The organism is Tepidisphaeraceae bacterium, from assembly GCA_035998445.1.
GTDB lineage: Bacteria > Planctomycetota > Phycisphaerae > Tepidisphaerales > Tepidisphaeraceae > DASYHQ01.
In genome coordinates this window covers 32,132-47,213 of sequence record DASYHQ010000041.1, presented here as the reverse complement: position 1 = coordinate 47,213, position 15,082 = coordinate 32,132, and the positions used below count along the sequence as shown (strand labels likewise).

Genomic DNA, 15,082 nt, shown 5'->3' with positions numbered 1-15,082 from the left:
ATTCCGAACCCGAAAACCGTCAATGCCCGTTTTCCGAAAAGCCAGCCCCGGCCTCCCACACGCCCCGCCAGCGCGGGCCCCGCGAACGTGCCGAACGATCGGAATCGCCAAATAAATGATCGAGCGGCTAGCGGCAACGCGAAGCCGTCGATCCGGGAACCGGGCCAAAAAATAGCTGTGAGAACCACCGGTCGTGGGGAGTGACGCACCCATGTCTCGATCGACGGACGTGACGGACTGCCATAGTCCGACCGCGCCACCGGCGATGACCAGAATTATGCTTCTGCGCGTCGAATGTCAATACCACACCACGGCCTGCTTGTTTATGTGGCGAAAATCCTTAGCCGATCCTCGCTCAAAATTACGACGCACGCGCCTTGCCAACCGCAAAATCGGGACCGCCTTCAACATCAGCGTTCAGCGGGAAATGCGGCATGGAATCGATCGGCCGGATTTCGTGCGGGGGAACGCAGGATTAGGGTAACGTTCAGCCCTGTTGCTGAATAACACAACTTCCGCCGCAGCGTGTTAACATCGCGCAAAAAATGGGCGAGCACGTTTTGCGATAAGCCCGTTTGCCCATTAGCATGACGGTGTTCACCAACGCCCCGGTTGCCCTGATATTTTCTAGTGTCGACCCTCGTTCCCAACCTCTACCTCCGCCTGACGGTCCCTGCGCGGGCGTCGCTGATGGCGCGCCTGATCGCGCTGGCCATCGCGCTGGCGGCGCTGGCGGTCCTGATCACGGCGACCCAGGTGCCGCCGGCGGCGAACGGCATGGGGACGCACATGCGCTTGGGCATGCAGAACTGCGGCTTCCTGGCCCGCACCGACTTGCCCTGCCCCAGTTGCGGTATGACGACCAGCTTCGCCCACTTCGTTCGTGGGAACGCTGTTGCCAGCGCCTACGTACAGCCGATGGGATTTGCACTGGCGATCCTCGCGTCGCTGGCGGTTTGGGGCGGGGCGTACGTCGCGATCAGTGGTCGGCCGGCGTACCGCGTGCTTCGCGCGCTGCCGGGCGTGCCGGTCGTGCTGGGCCTGTTCGCCCTGGCGATCGGGGGTTGGGCGTGGAAGATCTTCATCCACCTGCGCGGCATCGACGGGTGGGGATGATTCGCAAGCATGAGGGTCGAAGGATGAAGGATGAAATGAAGCCAACCCACCGCCCGCGCCACCGTCGCCCCCACGCTGCCCGCCAACTGCCTGGGCGGCTGCTCGTGCTGGCGTCGCTCGTCCTGCCATCGGCCGCGATGCTGTCGCTGGCGGGGTGTGGCCCGCTCGCGGTGCTGGCCAACGCGATGCCAAAGCCGCCGATCAAACCGAAGTACACCGGTTTGCAGGACCAGTCGGTCGCGATCATGGTTTGGACCGACCGCGGGGTGCGCATCGATTGGCCCGGCATCAGCCTCGACGTCGCCACCGGCGTTCACAACCGCCTGGCAACCCCCAAGGACGCCAAGGGCAAGCCGCAGAAAGTCGCAAAGGAACTCACCGGCGCCAAGTTTCCCTACATCCCCGCCAGCGTCGTGCGCTTTCAGCGCGAGCACCCCGAGACCGAAGGCATGCCGATCACCGAGGTCGCCCCGCGGCTCGGTGTGTCGCGGTTGATTTACGTGGAGATCGAGTCGTTCCAAACCCGCTCCGACTCGGCCGTCGAGCTGTACCGCGGGTCGATGGTTGGCACGCTCCGCGTCGTCGAGGTGGCCCCCGACGGCACCGCGAAGGTCGCCTACGAGGAAAACGACGTCCGCGTCGACTTCCCCCGCAAGGCCCAACGCGAAGGTGTGCCCGATCTGGGCGACGGCAAAACCTACAGCGGCACCGTCAGCACCTTTGCGCAGGAAATCGTTAACCGGTTCATCGAACACGCGGCGCCGGAAGACTAGTGGGAAGTGCTGAGTGATGATTGTCGAGTGCGGAGTGAAGAACCTCACGCCAACAGAGGAACGATTGCCATGCCCCAGTTCGCGCCCCGCGTGATCCTCTGCCTGCTTGGTTCCCTGGCGCTGCTGCCCCTGGCGGCCGGTTGCAACGTCGCGGCGCTCGCGTCGCAGCGGTTGATGCCACCACCGATGATCTACGCTAAGTACCAGCCGAAGGCCGAGCCGATGCTGGTGCTAATCGAGAACTTCGACAACCCCAGCGTCAACCACATCGGCGCCCAGCAACTGACGGCCCAACTTCGACAGGAGCTGACCGCCCACCAGGTCGCCCCGCTGGTGGACGCCGACGCGCTCGACCTGCTGCGCGACACCAACCCGGCCGGCTATCGGTCGATGTCGATCCCGCAGATCGGCCGGGCCACGGGGGCCAAGCAGGTGCTCTACCTGAACCTGCAGCAGATGGGCCTCAGCAGCGACGGCATCATGGCCCGCGCCAGCGCGAGCGGCCGGTTGAAGATCGTCGACACCACCACCGGCGAAACCCGCTGGCCCACCGACACGGTCGACGGCTATCCCGTCTCCCTGCAAACCCCCTTCGTCCGCGTCGACCAGAAAACCAACGAGACCGCGCTGAACCAGCAGATGATCCAGAGCTTGGCCGATCAGGTAGCCAAACTGCTCTACAACCACCGGGCCGCCGAGGGGATTAACTAGAGCGTGTTAGGCACTTTCGGGGTCAGTAACGCAGGCGTGCGACGCTGGGTGCCACGGTTTGGTACTCCAAGCCGTGCCGGTACACGCAGACACGGCTTGGAGTACCAAACCGTGGCACCCAAGCCAGCTTCTGATCTGGAAAGTGCATAACACGCTCTAGCTCAAGACCTCGTCATCCTGAGAGGGCGTTTACGAACACCGTTGGGGCCGGTCTTCACCGTAGCATGGGCGGCTCGCCCATGGCGTCGGTACGCCGACGCGTCGGATGGTACGCCATCCGAATCAGCAATCGCGCCAGCGAAGGGGTTGCCAGCACCAATGGAAGAGCAGACCGCTTGCGCTCTTTAACTCGGGCCGAGTACGGCCCGACACCGCGGGGTACCGCGGCTCCATGGGCGGGACGCCCATGCTACGGTCGGAGCGGACGCGGCATTGTTCTTGAAAAACCCTCCAAGGTAGCTTTCACACGATCTTTTCACCCGTTCCAGCGTATAATTCTATGGCTAACTCTTTAACAGCCATACGATTATGCGCCAAACGACAGACTCATCCATTCTGGCTAATCTGCTGAACGACACGCGGATCGACCGCACGCGCCAGCGGCGTATCACCTATTACGCCGCCACCGATTTACTGACGGCGTTGAGCGACGTAGACCTGCCCGATCCCGCCGCGGCGTGGGCCGAGCTGAAGCGCAGCGATGCGTCGCTCGCGGGCCTGGCGCGCACGTTCGAAGCGACAAACACCGACGGCTCCGTCCGCCATGCCGACTTCCTCGATCTGCCCGGCGTGCTGCGCGTGGTACAGGCGGTGCGGTCGCGCCGGGCCGAGCCGATCAAGCGATGGCTGGCGACCGCCGGTGTCGAACGCCTGCAGGCCACTCGCGACCCGGACCGCCCCGCGGCCAGGTCTCGGCAGTTGTACGAACGCCGCGGTTTCGACCGCCCGTGGGTCAACCAGCGCCTGCGGGCCGTGCGCGCCCGGCAAGACCTCACCAGCGAGTGGGCCCGCCGCGGCGCCACCGACAGCGAGCACTTCCGCGCGCTGACCAACGAGCTGATGAACCGCACCTTCGGCATGGACGTGGAGACCTATCGCCGTCACAAGGGCCTCACCGGCTCGCCGACCAACCTGCGCGACCGCATGACGGACTTGGAACTGACGTTGACGGAACTGTCCGAGGCCACCGCCGCCGCGTTGCACAAGGCGCGCGGCAGCCAGGGTGTCGTCGCCTTGCTTAAGGACACCGCCGACGCCGGCGAGATCGTCGCCACCGCCCGCCGGCAGATCGAGGCCTCCAGCGGCCATCACCGCACGGCCGCGCTACCGGTCGTGGAGGGTGACTGACGCACGCGGGTCCCCTCTACCGCGTACTCGCGGGGGAGGGCTAGGGAGGGGGTCTTCAACCGCAATACAAGGTAGTTGGCCTCCTCCCTAACCCTCCCCCGGAGTACCGGGAGAGGGGACCAGAGTGAGACGCGTCTGCAGAGGGCTGGTTCACGGATGTCGTCGCCCAATTTGGTGGCCCGCAACGTGGCGGGTATCCTGTTCGACAACCGCTGGGGAAGCGGTACAGGATCAACGCCACAAACAGGGGCCTTTCCAATGACACAGATGAAGCCCGCCGTGCCGCGCAATCGGCCGGTGACCGGTGCGGACCTTGCCACCGCGTTCGACGGGCAACTCGAACCGCGGCGGTGGTCGCTGGCGTACCGCGTGGGCATCGTGCTCGTCGCGGGCGTGATGGTGCTGCTGCCGCTCGTCTACCTCGCGATGATCGCCGCCGCCGTCGCGGGCGTCGTCTGGTACGCCACGCACGCGGGCGCCATGTTCCAGGGCGTGCGCGGCCGGGCGATCATCCTCATCGCGATTGCGTACGTTGCGCCGATCATCGCCGGCGCGGTGCTGGTGGTGTTCATGACGCTGCCGCTGTTATGGCGATCGAGCAAGAACGGACCGCGGCCGTACTGGGTCGACCGTCGCGAGCAACCGCTGTTGTACGCCTACGTCGACCGCCTGTGCGATGCGATGAACACCCCGCGGCCGTCGCGCATCGACGTGATCGCCAGCGCCAACGCGTCGGCCCACATCGACAACGGCCTGCTCGGCATCTTCCGCCGGCGCCTCGTGCTGACGATCGGCATGCCATTGGCCACCGCGATGGACCTGCGCCAGTTCACCGGCGTGCTCGCCCACGAGTTCGGCCACTTCGCGCAGGGCGGGTTCATGCGGCTGTCGTACGTCGTGCACCACATCAACGCGTGGTTCACCCGCCTCGCCTACCAGCGCAACGGCCTCGACGACGCCGTCGACTCGTTCGCCGACGGCGACTCGCACTGGACGATCGGGCTGATCGCGCTGCTGTGTAAGTTGTCGATGGGCCTCACGCGGCTGATTCTGAAGGGTATGGCGCTGCTCAGCCACGGGCTCAGCATGCACCTGTCGCGCCAGGCCGAGTTCGACGCCGACCACAAGGCCGCCCGCATCGTCGGCAGCGACGCGATGGGCGCCGCGCTGGAACTGGTTCCCTACGTCGACCTCTCCAACTCGATCGCGATCGACCACGCCCACGCCCAGTGGCAACGCCGCACCCTGCCCGACGACCTCGTGCAGCTGACCGACCTCGTCCGCCGCGATCTGCCGGCCAAGGTAAAGTCGGGCATCGAGGCGCAGATCCTGTCCGCCGACACCAGTTGGTTCGACACGCACCCGCCCCTGTTCAAGCGCATCGCCGCGCTACGCAAGGCCAAGCTGCGCGGCGTCATGAAGCTGGACGCCCCCACCGCCGTGCTGTTCAAGGAGTTCGACGACTTGTGCAAGCTGGCGACGGTCGACTTCTACCGCTCCGTGCTCGGCCAAAACCTGAAGGCCGAACACCTCTTCCCCACCACCGCGCCCCACGTCCGCCAGACGGCGGCAGGCGTTGGGGCTTGAGGCGGGCGGCGCCGCCGCACGATACCACCGTCCAGCGGCCGTTACGCCTTCTGCGCAATCACGTACACGTGCAGTTCGGGGAACTGGTCGTATTCCAGATGCCGGCACACGCAGCCGCACCGCGCCAGCAGGTCCAGCGTCTGCGGAATCCCCAGCGTGGCCGTGTACATCGGCACGCCCATGTGGGCATCATGCACCTCGCCCGGCGCGTCGGTGCCACCGAGGGTGAAGATCAGGACGCCGCCAGGGTTCAGGCCCGCGCACAGCTTTTCCAGCAGCGCCGCCTGCTCGGCGAGCGGGACGTGCCAGATGCTGTCCCACCCGCTGATCAAATCGTACGTCCGCGGCAGACTCCATCGGCAGATATCGGCATGATAGATCGTCGCCGCCGGGTTGCGCTGGCGGGCCAGCGCAACCATACGCTCCGACACGTCCACGCCCTCCACCGAGAACCCCTGCGACAGCAGGTAGTCGATCAACCGCCCGTTACACCCGCACCCCGCATCCAGCGCCGCCCCGCGCCCCTTCACAAACCGCACCGCCCGATCGTGCGCCGCCACACCAGTCAACGGATGCGCCGGCGATGACCAGCGGTCGGTTATAGCGTCGTAACTTTGGCCAACTTCAGTGGGGTTCATCGAGAGCTTCTTGTTGAGATCATCCCCCGGCCAACTAGAGCAACCGACCCATTCCTGTAGCGGCTTGTCCTCTGGGTGCCACGGTTTGGTACTCCAAGCCGTGTCGGCTGCGTGTGCGGACCCGGGACATGGGTGACACTGGCCTTGTCACGGTCTGACCATTCTCACGCTGCCGTCGCGTTCGTCCAGGAGGGGGATCGGGAACCGGCCGAAGTGGACGCGCCACACGCCGTCGTCGCCCGCCGGCAGCCAGCGCGACGTCGCCCTTGAAGTCCATCTGCTACAGGTCGTTGGGGTGCTCGAAGCGCTGGTAGCGCTCAGCGGCTTTAGAGGCGCGTGGGCTGATGCAATCGTTGCGGCGCAGGATCCGCCCGAAGCTGCTGACCGACGGCACCTGCTCACGCGGCAGGCCGCGACCCATCACCGCGTGGATCTTGCGCGGCCCCTTAAGCGATCCTTCCTATGAATAGCTTCGCGGGCCGGAGGCTCGTGCCACGGATAGCGCCGGCGTACCGACGCCATGGGCGGGCCGCGCAAGCTACGTGAGGAGAAGAGTCATCAGATCGAGTAATCGTTCTCGAACGTCACGGCGTGTTTGAATCGAACGTGCACGGCATCGTCCTGGCGAAGCGAGAGTTCCTTGTACCGATCACGCGTGAGCGCCGCCTCGATCGTGGCGCCGTCATCGTTGCGGCGAAGGGTGACGTTCACCACCGGGCCGGCGAAGCTGATGTGGTCAATGCGGGCGGGGAACGTGCTGCCGTTGGCGTGGCGCAGAATCTCCACGTCGTGCGGCCGGACGTAGGTCAGTGGCGCCGCGGTGGTCGACGCGCCGCCGCGCGCGTCGCCGTCCTGCCCCGGGGCAGCGAACTGTCCGTCTTCCACCCGGCCGTGGAACAAATTCACGTTGCCCAGGAAGTTGTAGACGAACGGCGTGGCCGGGTGCTCGTAGACCTCTTCGGGCGTGCCGATCTGCTCGATCTTGCCGTTGCTCATCACGCAGACGCGGTCGGCGACCTCCAGCGCTTCCTCCTGGTCGTGCGTGACGAAGACCGTCGTGATGTGCGTTTCGTCATGCAGCTTGCGCAGCCACTTGCGTAGCTCGCGGCGGACCTTCGCGTCGAGCGCGCCGAAGGGTTCATCCAACAGCAGCACGCGCGGCTCGACCGCCAGCGCCCGTGCCAGCGCCACGCGCTGCCGCTGGCCGCCCGACAGTTGCGACGGGTATCGCTTGGCGAGCTGTTCGAGCTGCACGAGCGACAGCAGTTCCATCACCTTCGCTTTAATGGCCGACCGCGATGGCCGCTTGCGCCACGGCAGGACGCGCATGCCGAACGCGACGTTTTCCATCACCGTCATGTGGCGGAATAGCGCGTAGTGCTGAAACACGAACCCCACCCGCCGGGCCCCCACCTCGCGATGCGTGACGTCCTCATCGGCAAACAGCACCTGCCCGCTGCCCGCGTCGGCCGTCTCTAGCCCGGCGATGATCCGCAGCAGCGTCGTCTTGCCACTGCCCGACGGCCCCAGCAGCGCCACGAGCTCGCCACTGGCAACGCTAAGGCTGACGTCGTCCAACGCCTTGAACGAGCCGAACGACTTGGTGATGTTGCGTACTTCGATGCTCATGGTTTCAATGCCAATTGCCAAATGCCAATTGCCGATTGGATGCGATGCTTTCCGATCCCGCCTCCCGTCTTTTCATTCGGCAATCGGAAATCGGCAATCGGCAATTCCCCTCACTCTTCGCGAAACTTCCACTCGACGAACGTCTTCACAATCAGCGTGACCACCGCCAGCGCCGCCAGCAGCGACGCGACGGCGAAGGCCGGCACCACGCTGACGAAGCTGGCATAGTAAACGCGTTCCACGTGCAGCGGCAGCGTGATCTGGCCGGAATAGTTGCCGCTGACGACGTAGACCGCGCCGAACTCGCCCATGGCGCGGGCGTTGCACAAAATGACGCCGTACAGCAGGCCCCACTTGATGTTGGGCAGCGTGACGCGGAAGAACGTCTGCCATCCGCCGGCCCCCAGCACGCGGGCGGCCTGTTCCTCGTCGGTGCCCTGGCTCTGCATGAGCGGGATCAACTCTCGCGCGACGAACGGGAACGTGATGAAGATCGTCGCCAGCACGATGCCGGGCAATGCAAAGATGATGCGGATTTGATCACCTTGCCAGAATGTCCAAGCATGGTCGATTGATGTCCATCGCCACGGGGTCAACGATAAGGATAGGTTCGGGTGGGCCAACCAGTTCGCGAACGTGCCCTGAGCGCCGAACAGCAATACGAACGTCAGCCCCGCCACCACCGGCGATACGCTGAACGGCAAGTCGATCAGCGTCAGCAGCACGCTCTTGCCGCGGAACTCGAACTTCGTCACCAGCCACGCCGCCGCCAGCCCGAACAGCGTGTTCAACGGCACCGCAATGGCGGCGGTGAAGAGCGTGAGCTTGATCGCCTCCCACGTCTCGGGCGTGGACACGTGCTCCCACCATTGTTTCCAATCGGCATTGAACAGAGCTTCGACGATCTTGGCGCGTAATGTCTGCGGTTTTGCGAACGCTCGCTCAAACGCGACGTTCAGATCGAGCGCCTCGTAGAACACCACGATCAATGGCAGCAGGAGAAACAGGCTGATCACCAGCAACGTCAGCGAGATCAACACCCACTTCACCGTCGGCGACTCCGTGACTGCCGACGGCGGTGCAGGAGGGAAGTTGTAGGCTACTTTTGCGGGCGCGTGACTCATAAACCGTTGCTCTTATCCCCTCTCCCGGTACGCCGGGAGAGGGTTAGGGTGAGGGTGAGGGTGATTCGTTTCATTCGAGAACCGTCAGCAGTTCGAAATCACCCTCACCTAGCCTCTCCCGGCGTACCGGGAGAGGGACCGGAAAAAATCTACCCCACCCGTTCCGCAGTAAAACGTTGCACGATGTTGATCACCAGCAGCATTCCAAACGACACGATCAGCAGCACCACCGCGATCGCCGTCGCGCCGGCATAGTTGTACTGCTCGAGCTTCTCGATGATCAGCTGCGGCGCGATCGCCACGCCCGGCATGTTGCCGGTGATGAAGATCACGCTGCCGTACTCGCCGAGCGCGCGGGCGAACGACAGCGCAAACCCGGTCACAATCGCCGGGTATGTCGCCGGCAAAATCACCCGCCAGAACGTCTGCAACCGCCCCGCCCCCAGACTCGCGGCGGCCTCTTCGACGTCCTTGCTCAGATCTTCCAGCACCGGCTGAATCGTCCGCACGATGAACGGTAGGCCGACGAACATCAGCGCGATCACCACGCCCAGCGGCGCCAGCGCGATGCGCGCGTGCCACTCGAGCCCGATCGGCCACAGCCCGTCGCTAAACCCGGCCCACGTTGGCCACGGATATTGCCAGCCGGTCTTCGCCCATTGGCTGCCGATCCACCCGCGTTCCGAATACAGAGCCGTCAGCGCAATCCCCGCCACCGCCGTCGGCAGCGCGAACGGCAGATCGATCACTGCGTCCACAAATCGTTTGCCCGGAAACGCGTACCGCGCCAGCACCCACGCGATCAGCAGCCCAATGAAGATGTTGATGAACGCCGCCAGCAGACTCGCGCCGAAGCTGAAGCGGTAGGCCTCCATTACCTCATCGCTGGTGATGAGCTCCCAGAACTGCCCCCACCCCATCGTCGCCGTCTTCACGAACAACGCCGACAGCGGCAGCAACACGATGATGCTGAGGTACAGCACCGTGTAACCGAGCGAGAGGCCGAAGCCGGGGATGACTTTGCGTGAGGCCATGAGGCGGAGGTCTGTCGCGTGATGAGTCTATCGTTTGCCGCGGTCGCGCGACGTGTCGTCCCGATGGGAGCCTTGGCGACCTGAGGGATCTCGAACTGCCTGGACCGCTGGCCACTGGGAGATCCCTCCCGTCGCCTTAGGCTCCGCTCGGGATGACAATGGCTAGCAGGACCCGCGGCTTACTTGCTCCGCCGCATCTGATCGAGTTCCCCGCCCTGCTCAAAATGCGCCTTCATCACCGTCGGCCAATCCTTAAAGTGCTCCTTAAACCGATACAACTTCAGTGGCGGGAACTGGTCCTTGTATTTCTCCAGCACCGCGGTGCTGGAGGGGCGATTGTAAAACTTGGCGGCGATCTCCTGGCCGGGGTCGCTGAAGAGGAAGTCGACGTAGCCCTTTGCGGCCTCGGTCGTGCCGCGCTTTTCGGTCACCTTATCGACGATGCTGATCGGTACCTCGATCACGATGCTGTCGCTCGGCACCACGATCTCGAACGCGCCGCCGCTCTTGGGGTCGTTCACGACCTGCAGGATCTCGTTTTCCCAGCCGAACAGCACGTCACCGGTCTGCTGTTGGATGAAGCGCGTCGTGCTGCCGCGCATCGCGGGGTCGGTGATCGCGTCGTCGTAGACCTTCTTCGTGAACTCGCGCGCCGCCTGCACCGCAGCCTCACCCGTCTGCCCGGCGGCCTCGGCCTTGCGCAACGCGTGGGCCCAGGTGGCCAGGTAGATCCACCGCGCGCCGCCACCCGTCTTGGGGTCGGGCGCCAGGGCGGTCACTTCCGGTCGGGCCAGATCGTCCCAGTCCTTGATGTTCTTCGGGTTGCCCTTGCGCACGAGGAAGACCACCGCGCTGCTGTACGGCACGGCGTCGTTCGGCAGCCGGCTGCGCCAGTCGGTCGGGATCAGGCCAACCTTGGCGATCTCGTCGATGTCGAAGTCGACGCTCAGCGCGGCGATGTCCGCCTCCTTGCCGGCGGCGATATCGCGCGCCTGCTTGCCGCTGGGGCCGTGCGACATGGTCACCGTCACGTTTTGCCCGGTCGTCTCCTTCCAGTGCTTCTGGAAGATCGGGTTGAACGCGACGTACATCTCGCGCGTGGGGTCGTACGACGCGTTGATCAACTCGACGTCCTTCGCCGTCGCCGCCGTCGCCCCGCCGCCGCCCGCCGTGCCCGTTCCGACTTCCTCGACCTTCTTGCAACCGGTGGCTGCCAGAATTGCGGACAACGCCAACACGCTTAACTGTTTCACGATCATCATTCTGCTCCTCGTTTCGTCCCTGCTGCCGAGCCGTACATTCTTCGCAATTCTGAACGCACGTCCAATTGCGCCGTCCGAACCCGCCCTAACCGCGTGGCATTCGCTTGCGAACCTTCCCTTACTTCATCTGCTTGACGATCCCGTCGAACGCTCCGCCATCGTCGAAGTGCTGCTTCTGCAACCCGGTCCAGCCGGTCGGGTCGAGATCGGTGACGCTGAACAGCTTTAGCTTCGGAAACTTCACGCCCACCTCCGCAGCAACCTTGTCGTTGCGCGGGCGGTAAAAGTGCCTGGCGACGATCCGCTGCGCCTCGTAGCTGAACAGGTGCTGCACGTACGCCTCGGCCGCCGCCCGCGTGCCGCGGACGTCGACGTTCTTGTCCACCACCGTCACCGGTGGCTCGGCTAGAATGCTCTCGCTCGGGGTGACGATCTCGAACTGCCCCACGTTGCGCCCCTGCAGGGTCGCCATCGCTTCGCTCTCCCACGCAATCAGCACGTCGCCCACGCCTCGCCCGACAAACGTAGTGGTCGCCCCGCGGGCGCCCACGTCCATCACCTTCACGTTCTGGAACAGCTGGGTTACGAACTGCAGCGCCTTGGCCTCTTCGCCACCGTTCTGGTGCAGCGCGTACCCCCACGCCGCCAGGTAGTTCCAGCGGGCGCCGCCGGACGTTTTCGGGTTGGGCGTAACGACCGCCACGCCGGGCTTAATCAGGTCTGACCAATCCCTGATGCCCTTGGGGTTGCCCGCCCGCACCAGGAACACGATCGTGCTGGTGTACGGCGAGCTATTGCCCGGCAGGCGCGATTGCCAGTCGGCGGGAATCAGACCGCCCCTTTCGTGCAGCGCGTTCACGTCGTACGCCAGCGCCAGCGTCGCAACGTCGGCCTGCAGCCCATCGATGATCGCCCGCGCCTGCTTTCCACTGCCGCCATGCGATTGGCTGATCGTGACGTTGTCACCGGTGATGGCCTTGTAGTGGGACGCGAATGCCTTGTTGTACTCGGCGTACAGCTCGCGCGTGGGATCGTAGCTGACGTTCAACAGTTCGATGTCCGCCCCGCGCGCGGGGCTCGCGGGCACCACCATCGAATACACCACGACCGCCAGCGCCGCCACGATTGCCGCCACTATCAGAACATTCTTCATCGCCAACCTCCCGATCCAACCCTACCGCACCGGACTAGCCGCTTAAGCGGCATGCGTTCCCGCATCGTCCCGAAACCTCTACCCATCAAATCCCCAGCCCACCCTCGACATCCGTGAATGCCGGGGAGAGCGCATCGAGATGCCGTTCGGTGTACCGGTGAAACTGGCGCAGCATCGCGCGCTCGGCGGTGTCCAGCGCGCGGGCGCGGATGAACTCCTCGACCGCCAGCACCAGCATCGCCGACGCGTCGCGCGAACCGCGGATGTAACCCTGTTGATACCCCTGCCCGTGGTACGCGTCGCGCAGGCCACCCAACAACTGCGCGTCGGTCTGCAGGTCATGATCGGCGACGGCACTGTCGCCATTGGCGTGTTCGTTCCACATGGTTGTCTCCCGAATGTCACCAGCGTCGTTCGCCGGCTAACTGTCTGCTGCCCGTTGCACATCCACCGCCGCGGTTTCCTTAGCGGCGACAACACCGCGGCATTCGCGGCTCGGTGCAGGACAGACAGGTACGAGACATTCGGAACCACATGGTGCGCAGGTTCTAACGCGGGGGCAGAAGCGTGTCAAGGGATTTTACTCAATTCCTATAGGCATTATAGGCGTTTGGTGGGACGGAGTAGGTGCTGGAGTTGGGTTGAGTCGCCGAGTTGGCCGGGAAGGGTAGACATTGTCTCGCCGATCAGATGTGGCGGCCGACCTTTTCGAGATGTCATCCCGAGCGGAACCCAAAGGCTGGCGGACCGAACTCTGTCGCCTCGTGCGCACTTGTCATCCCGAAGGGAGCCTCAGGCGACCTGAGGGATCTCGAACGACGGACGGTTTTCGGCCTTGGGAGATCCCTCGGGTCGCTACCGCTCCCCTCGGGATGACAACTAGTCCCGAACGCGGCCAACGGCGGAATCGTCGCGAGCCCTTTGACTTCCCGCATCCGGCATTCGGCATTCCCATCACCCTCACCCAGCCGCGCCCGGCGTAACGCGCCCGGCGTACCGGCAGAGGAACCGGCACGCGTCACGGCGTCTTGGCGTTCATCCGTCGTCCAGTGGGCACTCAATACCGCCGTCGCTCCACCACCGTCTGGCATACGCTGGCGTTCACGAAGTGATACCGCAGCGCGTCGATCAGGTGATCGTGCTCGCCGTCCTTCACGGGCAGTTCACCGCCGCACGGTGGGTAGTGGTAGGAGCGCATCGCTTTGATCAACCGCGTGCATCGCGGGTGGATGAACAGTGCTGCCGCCCCGCTGGCCGGCCGTAGCGCGGCACGCACGAGTTCCAGTCCATCCACGATCCGGCTCGGCCGCGAGCGCACGACGTACCCCGCGGCCCGCAGCGCGTCGACCGACGAGCGGCCCGTCTGCTCGCTGCGCCCGTTACCCGCGGGGTCGCACGCGACGAGCGTCCCCCGCCCCACCGGCCACGGCCGCGAGGCCAGATGCGCCACGTGCTCGTCCACCGTCCGCTGGGTCTGCACGTACTCGTCCACCACGTGCGTCACGCAATCGTGCGTCGCGATCCAGAGGCAGACGAACGGGTTGGCGTAGCCGAAGTCGATTGCCAAGCGAATGTCTGTGGTCCGTCGTCCGTTGTCCGTGGCGACAGACCGGCCGGAATGCGCTGTATCCGACAACACCGCACCACTGACCACAGGCAACGGACCCGCTTCGCGAACATGCACGCTCGGGTCAAACGATGGGAACACGCACCCCTTCACGCTTGGTCGACGACAGAGCATCTCGGCCTGCCACGTTTCGGTGCTGACCCGCCGCTTCATCGCGATCGCATCGTCGATGCGCATGAACCCGTTGCACTTGGTCTTCGCGACGCCCTGGCACTCGTCCCACAGCGGACACGTGCCGCACGGGCGCGATGGTGGGCAGCGCTCCAGCACGTCCAGCACGCACCAGCGAATCACCCGCGTGCCCGACGCCTGGGCCGATTCGACCACGCGGTTCATCAACCCATAGGGGGCGTGCAAGGTCGACAGCGCCTCGACCACACCGCCGATCTCGCGTGCGCCGATCTCTGAAGGGCTTGCCGGATTCGCTGCGTTGCCTACTTGTTGATGCTGCGCGCGACGAATGCGCCGGCGTCGTTGCCCGTCTGGTAGCACGTTCATCGATCGCGTGACAAGCTGCGCCGCCTCCCACACGGCCGGGTCGAACAGTTCAACTTCATCGCAGCGCAGCTTCTGCACGCGCAGCCCGCGCACGGCCCGCTGCGACTGCGTGAGCACCGCCGCCGCCGACCCGTTGGACAGGCCAATGCGGCGCAGGCGCGTCTTGCCCAGCAACATGCCGCCGGCGACGCGTTCAAGGTCGGGCAGCAGGTGTTCCCACATCTTCAGGCTCTGCTCGACGCTGCCACCCAGGATGCGCACCGCCACGCCCGGCTTGTGCAGCAGATCGAGCAGCGTCGCGGCCGCGCCGAGGCGCGTCTTCCCGCCGCCCCGCGGCGCCCAGACGACGACGTCCTTGGCGGGTTCAAAGTAGGCGTGCTTCAGGTACTCGAACGGCGCGTCGTGGTGCGGGCAGACCGGCGTCGTCGGCACGTTCATCTGCAGGAACACCCGCACCCACAGGTGCAACGCCGCGGGCGTCGTGCACGGCGCGAGCAGCAGGTCGGCGAGGATCGCTTGTTTGGTCTTGGTGGGCATGGGGGCCTCGTTGGAATGGGTGTTGAAGCGAAGTAAGCGCGGGACG

At 65.0% G+C, this 15,082-nt stretch carries 14 protein-coding genes; 5 read left to right on the top strand and 9 right to left on the bottom strand.

Annotated features, from left to right (window positions below; translation table 11 throughout):
* Nucleotides 1-630 precede the first annotated feature (630 nt).
* From VGN72_15880 to VGN72_15860, 5 genes are all read left to right on the top strand, one after another.
* On the top strand, nucleotides 631-1,116 hold the full coding sequence (locus VGN72_15880; protein HEV7300846.1) for a DUF2752 domain-containing protein: 486 nt from the start codon (nucleotides 631-633) through the stop codon (nucleotides 1,114-1,116).
* 35 nt (nucleotides 1,117-1,151) lie between these two features.
* Nucleotides 1,152-1,889: a hypothetical protein gene (locus VGN72_15875; GenBank protein ID HEV7300845.1), complete on the top strand. Its 738-nt coding sequence runs from the start codon at nucleotides 1,152-1,154 to the stop codon at nucleotides 1,887-1,889.
* A 69-nt stretch (nucleotides 1,890-1,958) separates the two neighbouring features.
* Nucleotides 1,959-2,600: a hypothetical protein gene (locus VGN72_15870; protein HEV7300844.1), complete on the top strand. Its 642-nt coding sequence runs from the start codon at nucleotides 1,959-1,961 to the stop codon at nucleotides 2,598-2,600.
* Nucleotides 2,601-3,128: 528 nt separating this feature from the next.
* Nucleotides 3,129-3,947 (top strand): hypothetical protein, encoded by an 819-nt coding sequence (locus VGN72_15865; GenBank protein ID HEV7300843.1) that lies wholly within the window; start codon nucleotides 3,129-3,131, stop codon nucleotides 3,945-3,947.
* 258 nt (nucleotides 3,948-4,205) lie between these two features.
* Nucleotides 4,206-5,534, top strand: coding sequence for a M48 family metalloprotease (locus VGN72_15860; GenBank protein ID HEV7300842.1), 1,329 nt, complete (start codon nucleotides 4,206-4,208; stop codon nucleotides 5,532-5,534).
* A 41-nt stretch (nucleotides 5,535-5,575) separates the two neighbouring features.
* Here the strand turns inward: VGN72_15860 and VGN72_15855 are convergent, their stop codons facing one another.
* The 9 genes from VGN72_15855 to VGN72_15815 form a co-directional block, all read right to left on the bottom strand.
* Nucleotides 5,576-6,172, bottom strand: a complete 597-nt coding sequence (locus VGN72_15855; protein ID HEV7300841.1) for a class I SAM-dependent methyltransferase — start codon at nucleotides 6,170-6,172, stop codon at nucleotides 5,576-5,578.
* A 280-nt stretch (nucleotides 6,173-6,452) separates the two neighbouring features.
* Nucleotides 6,453-6,593, bottom strand: a complete 141-nt coding sequence (locus VGN72_15850; protein HEV7300840.1) for a hypothetical protein — start codon at nucleotides 6,591-6,593, stop codon at nucleotides 6,453-6,455.
* A gap of 137 nt (nucleotides 6,594-6,730) precedes the next feature.
* Nucleotides 6,731-7,801 (bottom strand): sulfate ABC transporter ATP-binding protein, encoded by a 1,071-nt coding sequence (locus VGN72_15845; protein ID HEV7300839.1) that lies wholly within the window; start codon nucleotides 7,799-7,801, stop codon nucleotides 6,731-6,733.
* 110 nt (nucleotides 7,802-7,911) lie between these two features.
* Nucleotides 7,912-8,925 (bottom strand): ABC transporter permease subunit, encoded by a 1,014-nt coding sequence (locus VGN72_15840; GenBank protein ID HEV7300838.1) that lies wholly within the window; start codon nucleotides 8,923-8,925, stop codon nucleotides 7,912-7,914.
* 149 nt (nucleotides 8,926-9,074) lie between these two features.
* A complete protein-coding gene (locus tag VGN72_15835; protein HEV7300837.1) occupies nucleotides 9,075-9,959 on the bottom strand; it encodes a sulfate ABC transporter permease subunit CysT in 885 nt (294 codons plus the stop codon).
* Nucleotides 9,960-10,138: 179 nt separating this feature from the next.
* Nucleotides 10,139-11,221 carry a sulfate ABC transporter substrate-binding protein gene (locus VGN72_15830; GenBank protein ID HEV7300836.1) on the bottom strand — a complete coding sequence of 361 codons (1,083 nt, stop codon included), beginning with the start codon at nucleotides 11,219-11,221 and terminating at the stop codon, nucleotides 10,139-10,141.
* 118 nt (nucleotides 11,222-11,339) lie between these two features.
* A complete protein-coding gene (locus VGN72_15825) occupies nucleotides 11,340-12,374 on the bottom strand; it encodes a sulfate ABC transporter substrate-binding protein (GenBank protein HEV7300835.1) in 1,035 nt (344 codons plus the stop codon).
* An 85-nt stretch (nucleotides 12,375-12,459) separates the two neighbouring features.
* Nucleotides 12,460-12,759: a hypothetical protein gene (locus VGN72_15820; protein HEV7300834.1), complete on the bottom strand. Its 300-nt coding sequence runs from the start codon at nucleotides 12,757-12,759 to the stop codon at nucleotides 12,460-12,462.
* Between the two features lie 672 nt (nucleotides 12,760-13,431).
* Complete coding sequence (locus VGN72_15815; GenBank protein ID HEV7300833.1) at nucleotides 13,432-15,036, bottom strand: hypothetical protein; 1,605 nt, start codon at nucleotides 15,034-15,036, stop codon at nucleotides 13,432-13,434.
* Nucleotides 15,037-15,082: the final 46 nt, after the last annotated feature.

Coding starts and splice junctions, on each gene's coding strand:
- VGN72_15840 (HEV7300838.1), bottom strand. CDS start 8,925: ATGAGTCACGCGCCCGCAAAAGTAGCCTACAACTTCCCTCCTGCACCG.
- VGN72_15875 (HEV7300845.1), top strand. CDS start 1,152: ATGAAGCCAACCCACCGCCCGCGCCACCGTCGCCCCCACGCTGCCCGC.
- VGN72_15855 (HEV7300841.1), bottom strand. CDS start 6,172: ATGAACCCCACTGAAGTTGGCCAAAGTTACGACGCTATAACCGACCGC.
- VGN72_15835 (HEV7300837.1), bottom strand. CDS start 9,959: ATGGCCTCACGCAAAGTCATCCCCGGCTTCGGCCTCTCGCTCGGTTAC.
- VGN72_15850 (HEV7300840.1), bottom strand. CDS start 6,593: ATGGGTCGCGGCCTGCCGCGTGAGCAGGTGCCGTCGGTCAGCAGCTTC.
- VGN72_15845 (HEV7300839.1), bottom strand. CDS start 7,801: ATGAGCATCGAAGTACGCAACATCACCAAGTCGTTCGGCTCGTTCAAG.
- VGN72_15820 (HEV7300834.1), bottom strand. CDS start 12,759: ATGTGGAACGAACACGCCAATGGCGACAGTGCCGTCGCCGATCATGAC.
- VGN72_15830 (HEV7300836.1), bottom strand. CDS start 11,221: ATGATGATCGTGAAACAGTTAAGCGTGTTGGCGTTGTCCGCAATTCTG.
- VGN72_15860 (HEV7300842.1), top strand. CDS start 4,206: ATGACACAGATGAAGCCCGCCGTGCCGCGCAATCGGCCGGTGACCGGT.
- VGN72_15870 (HEV7300844.1), top strand. CDS start 1,959: ATGCCCCAGTTCGCGCCCCGCGTGATCCTCTGCCTGCTTGGTTCCCTG.
- VGN72_15815 (HEV7300833.1), bottom strand. CDS start 15,036: ATGCCCACCAAGACCAAACAAGCGATCCTCGCCGACCTGCTGCTCGCG.
- VGN72_15825 (HEV7300835.1), bottom strand. CDS start 12,374: ATGAAGAATGTTCTGATAGTGGCGGCAATCGTGGCGGCGCTGGCGGTC.
- VGN72_15865 (HEV7300843.1), top strand. CDS start 3,129: ATGCGCCAAACGACAGACTCATCCATTCTGGCTAATCTGCTGAACGAC.